7 protein-coding genes are annotated in these 6,000 nt (G+C 55.0%); 5 read left to right on the forward strand and 2 right to left on the reverse strand.

Features of this window, described 5'->3' with window-relative positions:
- Positions 1-29 precede the first annotated feature (29 nt).
- Positions 30-833 (reverse strand): MurR/RpiR family transcriptional regulator, encoded by an 804-nt coding sequence (locus tag B5G12_RS12405; RefSeq protein ID WP_158099722.1) that lies wholly within the window; start codon positions 831-833, stop codon positions 30-32.
- 205 nt (positions 834-1,038) lie between these two features.
- On the reverse strand, positions 1,039-2,748 hold the full coding sequence (locus B5G12_RS12410; protein WP_158099723.1) for a carboxylesterase family protein: 1,710 nt from the start codon (positions 2,746-2,748) through the stop codon (positions 1,039-1,041).
- Between the two features lie 363 nt (positions 2,749-3,111).
- On the opposite strand from B5G12_RS12410, the gene B5G12_RS12415 reads away from it, so the two are divergent.
- The 5 genes from B5G12_RS12415 to B5G12_RS12435 form a co-directional block, all read left to right on the forward strand.
- On the forward strand, positions 3,112-3,303 hold the full coding sequence (locus tag B5G12_RS12415; protein WP_087325164.1) for a hypothetical protein: 192 nt from the start codon (positions 3,112-3,114) through the stop codon (positions 3,301-3,303).
- A gap of 337 nt (positions 3,304-3,640) precedes the next feature.
- Entirely contained in the window at positions 3,641-3,928 is a 288-nt protein-coding gene (locus tag B5G12_RS12420) for a helix-turn-helix domain-containing protein (RefSeq protein WP_087325166.1), read from the forward strand.
- Between the two features lie 405 nt (positions 3,929-4,333).
- On the forward strand, positions 4,334-4,579 hold the full coding sequence (locus tag B5G12_RS12425; RefSeq protein ID WP_204245682.1) for a hypothetical protein: 246 nt from the start codon (positions 4,334-4,336) through the stop codon (positions 4,577-4,579).
- A complete protein-coding gene (locus B5G12_RS12430) occupies positions 4,557-5,471 on the forward strand; it encodes a ParB N-terminal domain-containing protein (RefSeq protein ID WP_144064149.1) in 915 nt (304 codons plus the stop codon). The genes B5G12_RS12425 and B5G12_RS12430 overlap by 23 nt, the downstream gene beginning before the upstream one ends.
- Positions 5,468-6,000 (forward strand): DUF6551 family protein (locus tag B5G12_RS12435; protein ID WP_343286641.1); only part of this gene is annotated, 533 nt, incomplete at its 3' end. The genes B5G12_RS12430 and B5G12_RS12435, both read left to right, overlap by 4 nt.

Here is a 6,000-nt window from a genome sequence, read left to right on the forward strand (position 1 = left end):
CACCGGAGAGACTTCCATAGTGCGGGATGTCACTGGGCGCGGTAAAACAAAACGCTGAGCAGCTGGGCCAGAAAGTACAGCGAGTAGTAGCCGTCGTTGACGCTGCCCGGCCGCCCATAGCGGCAGCAGAAATTGGCCTTGACGTCTTCGCTGGGGCTGCCCTGGGTGAACAGGACGGTGCAGGCACGCGCTTTGCGGGCTGCATCGCAGAGGCTGGCAATCTCCTCGTGGTACCAGAACGGGTTGACCGAGAGCAACAGCACCAGCGTCCGGCTGTCCATCGGCGGCATGGTGTGCTTGCTGACCTCGTCCACATTGTAAAAGTAGGCTGCCCGGCCGCTGCACAGCAGGTCGAGCTGCAGGGAGTAAAAGCAGTACAGGTCCCGGCCGTCCCCCACCAGATAGACGGTGTGGCTCTGGCACATCATCCGGGCTGTCTGCTCCAGCAGCGGCAGAGGAAGATCGTCCATGGTGGCCTTCAGATTTTGCACGGCGTCATCGTAGAGCTGCCGGCCAACATCCATGTCGGACTGGTCATGGTAGGCGGCGAGGAAGTGCTTGGAACGCCGCAAGCTGCGCTGGGAGAGAAAACGCTCAAACTGGTTTTTGAAGCTCTGGAAACTTTCAAACCCGCACCGGCGGATGAACCTGCTGATCGACGCCCCGGACAGGTGTGCCTCGGCGGAGAGCCGCTCCTGCGAGAGTTCGAGAATGTTCCCGGTGTGTTGCAGAATAGCGCCCGCAATGCTGATGTCGCCGCTCTGTGGCGTTTGCCGGTTGCAGTAGCGGATAAAGTGTTTGCCGGTGCGCTCCGGGTAATTCGATGGGATCACGACGCTTCTCACCTCTTGCACTTACTGTACAGGATTTTGGAAGAAAAGAGAAGTATCGTTTGGTTACTGTGCTTAAACCCAAGGGTTATTACTCCCTGCAAAGCAAGGCCGCGGCTTCACACACAGGCATGAGGCCGCGGCCCTCTGCAAGGAGCAGTTTGAAGATGGCTTCAGTTAACAGAAGAGGTAGATGAAACGAATAAAGTTATCTATGTAGAAGAGTTCGCAGTTCGTCGTCGAAACTGCTGTCCTTGCAGGTACTGCGCACGTCAAAAACCATAGTGCGGGGCGCGGCAGCTGTGTAGGGGTCCCACGGCAGCCGCCGGGTAGACGGGTCGCCATAGGCGCAGAAGGCGGCCAGAGCGCTGGCCATCTGGTCCGACAGATGGTGGGCGTTGGCCTCGTCGCCGGCAATCTGGTAGGCTACCGCATCCACCGAATGGAACCAGAGTCCAAGATCGGACGTGTGGGTCATGGTCATGCCGCCGAAATAAGGCATGGTGTAGGCCACCAGATACTCATAGACCGCAGGGGCTGAGGCCGCCGCATGGGCCGTCACATCATTGCTTGCAAAAGAAATCAGAGAGCGCAGATCGTACAGGTCGTGCCCCGGATAGGCTGCGGCAAACAGCTCCGCCGCACGGTCATAGTTGCTGCCCAGCATCTGCCGCATGATCGCCTCCTGCTGGGCCGCAGACAGGTTGCACTTGGCATCGTCCGGACGGGAGTACAGGACAGCATCCGCAGAGTTGTTGCCGCCCATCTCTGCCCAGACGCTGCCGATCATATAGGTGTACTGGGCGGCGACGGCGTTCAGGCCGCTGCCGCTATAAAAATTCTCCTGGAAATAGGGCGAGCCGGTGGTGAGCTGGTAATCTGCTCCGGCACCCTCACACAGAGCGACCAGCTGGTCGTAATCAGCCGACTGCAAATAACTGAAAACTTCGCTGTCGCTGGCATCTGCCATGCCGTTGACTTGCGTCCGGACATAATCGGCCAGCTGATACGCATTCTGTGCAGCCTGTTCGGGGCTGCGTCCGCTGGCCACGCCGCCGCTGACATAGACGACCTTCTGGAACAATCCCTGGGCAGCCGGGGCCGAAGCCAGCGCTGTCACCTTGGTACCGCCGCCCGACTGGCCCAGGATGGTTACATTGCCGGGGTCGCCACCGAAAGCCGCGATGTTGTCCCGCACCCATTGCAGGGCCAGCACCAGGTCGGCGATCCCCACGTTGGCGTCTCCGCCCAGGGCGCTTAGGTCCATATAACCCACATAATTCAGCCGCGCGTTGGTGGAGACGAAGACGCAGTCGGTATATCCGGCGAAATATTTGCCGTCGTAAATCTTCAGTTCCAGCGCCGAGCCGCTCTGCAGTCCGCCGCCATGGATAAAGACCAGCACCGGCTTGCGGGCCGCCGGGTCGAGGGTGTCGGTCCAGACGTTCAGGTTGAGGCACTGGCTCTCAGTGCTGAACATATCGGACTCGGACGGCGTCATAAAGGCTGCGGATGCAAACACATTATAGTATTGTGTCTGGGTGTTGCTCTGGGGCGAGACCGAGCCGTTGGTCAGGGCGTTGGTGGGCTGCTCCGCGGTGCCGTAGCTCTCGACCGGCGTTGCGTATTTGAAACGCTGATGCGTGCCGTAGGGAATGCCGCGGAAGGTGTAGATACCGTTGTCGCGGTAGCCCATGACATACCCGCGGGGAAGGCCGACTACAGCGGGCAGAGTGGGCGAAGTATTGCCCAGCGACGCGACCGTCGTGCCAATCTGATCAAGACAGTTTTCTTGTTCTGTCATGCCGGTAGCCACTGTGCTGGTTGCCATCGCAGGAACTGGCACAGCGCTGGCCAGGACTGCTGCACCGGCCAGGGCGGAGCCACGCAAAAAACTGCGGCGTGAAACTTTTTTCATTTGATAACATCTCCTTGATCGAATGCTGAGAATAGCAAAGTATTGAGGAATTTGTATAAAAAGCATAACATTTGTGAAACGATATGCAACAACGCATTAAGAAAGTTACTTTCAAAAAATGAAAGCAAGACACTTTTGCCAATACTTGTGAGAAAGCGACTATATATCGTATTATTTTTGAGATTGCACTCCGCTCATGTATACGTAGTTATCATTGCAAAGAATAGAAACCTTATTTTCTCTTGCAGGTGAAAAGAATATATGATATACTTTTTGCAATATCTTGATTCATTATAGTGAATTGAGAGAGCCTATTACCTGAAACTAGATTCACTATTTCCTGACAACGAGGAGGTCAACATCATGCAAAAAGAGCTGCGAACAGACTTGAATGTTTCCAACTGCCCCAAATGCGGAACGCGCCTCATGTGCGGGAAGATCATCGTCACCGGGCTGCAAAAATGCCCCAAGTGTAACCGCCACTGGGTCATTCACATGGAGAAGGACAAGATGTCCGTGGTTCGGGCGTCAGTCCATTTTGGGGAGTCCTCCTGATACTCGACCTCAAGTCTACTTGCCAAAACTGAATAGAAAATGAGACATACCGTATCTGCGTCGAATTGGGTATAGCCCTCAAGGACGGAATTCGGGAGTCAAAAGTTTGTTCGATAGGACTGAACCGGCTATAGGCCGGACGAGCCGGCAGACGGAAGCGATTTCCTTTAGGGAAATTGCGGCTGTCTGTCGGCCTTTTTTGTTTGCTCTCCGGTTGTCGCTTCCGTCGCCCCACAGGAGTGACATATGCGCCAGCACTGGGAGACGTATATCGCCAGATACCCCTGACCTTCGGATTTTGCACGCCAACACATGTCAAAATCTGGAGGATAATACAATGCGTTTCGATGCAATGGAATGCGGAAAGAGAGTTAAGGCTCTGCGGGAAGAAAAAATGCTTACCCAAATGGAGCTTGCTGAGCAAATTTGTATTACTACCGATCATCTGCGGGCCATTGAACGCGGTCGGAGAGCCTGTTCCATCGACTTGCTGGTAGATCTGTCTCTGTTCTTTGAAGTGACATTAGATCATCTTGTTTTAGGTAGAACCTCAGTAAACAAAACCATTCGTGCAGAGGTTTTACAAGCCATTGAAATCCTGGAAAGTATCAAAAATTCACTATAGTTTGCTGCCACTACCGTGTCTGAGAGACACGGTAACCGGGTCTACCAGTCACTCCCGCAGCGAAAATTTCTAATGTATCATAAAGTCACAGCAAGGGCCTCCCCCAAACGGGGAGTCATCCAAAGCAAAAGTTCCTTGAAAAGTGAATAAGCAGCCTTCAGGTACTTCCAGACAATGATACTTCCGTAACTCGCGGCCCGGCCACAAAGAAGGCGGGGTGGCTGAAATGCCAATGGAGCGGTGCAAATCCGCCGCCTGAAGGCTCCCAACCCTCCCCGGGGCGTCGAGGACAAATGGGGGAGGGAAACCCAAACAAAATTTCAGCCCGCCACCCGGAATAGCAAGATTCCAAACGGTGGGCTTTTTATATCAACCAACAACTTATAAACAGATTGGAGGTCAACTATGAGCCGTAGCTACACGCGCAACCTCAATACCGCATCCCTGATTACGCTGTGCCCGGTCTGCCTGCATTCCTTCCAGGATGCCAAGCGCGCGACATTGCGCCGCGCAGACCTGCGCCAGCGCAGCAAGGATACTTGTACTTACTGCCAGACCCGCTATGGGTTCGACTACTACGTTCAGCCCGCGGCTCACAGGAACCCGACCCGGAGGGAGGCGAAAGCGTATGCTGCGACGGCTGAAGATTGACCCCGAATTTCAAAGCAAAATTCCGCCTTTGACTTTTGAGGAATTGAATCTGCTGGAGACCAACATCCTGGAGGAAGGCAGAATCCTCAACCCCTTGATCGTCTGGAACGGCCTGATCGTAGACGGCCATAACCGCTTTGCGATCCTGAAAAACCACCCAGAGATCAAGTACACCGTGCTGGAAAAGGAGTTCGCCAATCGCTATGAAGCCATCGTCTGGATTTGCAGAAATCAACTTGGGAGGCGAAATTTGACCCCACAGCAGGTTAAATATTTGATTGGCCAGCGGTATGAGGCGGAGAAACAGGCGCATGGAGGGAATCGAAAAAGCCCCGACAAATCAACGGACAAAATCTGTCCGTTGATTTCCTCACACCAAACCCGCGCTGCTATCGCACAAGAAGCCAAAGTCAGTGAAGGATTTGTTCAAAATGCGGCAGGCTATGCCAAAGGCGTAGATGCCGCGGAAGAAGCCAGTCCTGGCATCAAGCAGGAAATTCTTTCCGGCAGCATCAAACCCACGGAACAGGCTGTGGCGGCCATCGCCAAGGCCCCGGAGGAGGAGCGGCCCGCACTGGTGGCTGAACTTCGTAAGCCTCAAAAGAAGAAAAAGGCTGAAAAAGAAACAGCCGAACTACCCGCACCGGTGAAGATCGACAACCAGCAGCTATTGGAAATCGCGGCCAGCCGGTATCACGCCAAGCAGTTGGCCACCGGCAGCGATATGCTCTGCGAGATCGAGGCCGCAGCGGACAGCCTGAAAGAGCGGTGGGAGCAGACCTTCCAGTATTATCCCGACCTATTTACCGACCCCGGCAATCGCGCTGCGGTCGGGAAGATCGTCCACGATTTGATGAACTACTTAAAAGAAATGGAGGAACGGACCGAATGAGATTGAAAACTTATCCCTATAAAGAGATTGCCATCAACAGCGCGTTCTTGGAAATCCCCGCAGAGTACCAGCGCAGGCTGCAGATGAGTAAGGTCAAGCGGATGGTGGCCGAGTTCAACGGCATTATCGTCAACCCGCCCAAGGTCAGCTACCGGGACGGGAGGTACATCGTGATCGACGGCCAGCACACCATCGTGGGTCTCAAGACTCTCAACGGCGGAAAGGACCTGTCCATCGTCTGCCGCGTCTATACCGACCTGACCAAAGAGGAAGAAGCCCTCGTGTTTGCCGAGCAGACCGGTGCATCCACGCCGTTGAGTGCAGGCGCAAAGTTGCGGGCCAAACTGGTGGGCCAGGACGCCGAATCTCACGCTTTCCTTGCCGCTACTGAGGCGGCAGGGTTACAGCTTGGCACCGACCATGTCCGCGCAAGCCACAAGATCATCTGCGTCAGCACCGCCCTCAAGGAGTTCCAGCAGTACGGCCCGGATATTTACACCGAGGGACTGCGGGCCATCGTTGATGCTTG

The organism is Faecalibacterium sp. An58 (genome assembly GCF_002161515.1).
In the GTDB taxonomy this organism is placed as follows: Bacteria; Bacillota; Clostridia; order Oscillospirales; family Ruminococcaceae; genus Faecalibacterium; species Faecalibacterium avium.

Coding starts and splice junctions, on each gene's coding strand:
- B5G12_RS12410 (WP_158099723.1), bottom strand. CDS start 2,748: ATGAAAAAAGTTTCACGCCGCAGTTTTTTGCGTGGCTCCGCCCTGGCC.
- B5G12_RS12415 (WP_087325164.1), top strand. CDS start 3,112: ATGCAAAAAGAGCTGCGAACAGACTTGAATGTTTCCAACTGCCCCAAA.
- B5G12_RS12420 (WP_087325166.1), top strand. CDS start 3,641: ATGCGTTTCGATGCAATGGAATGCGGAAAGAGAGTTAAGGCTCTGCGG.
- B5G12_RS12425 (WP_204245682.1), top strand. CDS start 4,334: ATGAGCCGTAGCTACACGCGCAACCTCAATACCGCATCCCTGATTACG.
- B5G12_RS12430 (WP_144064149.1), top strand. CDS start 4,557: ATGCTGCGACGGCTGAAGATTGACCCCGAATTTCAAAGCAAAATTCCG.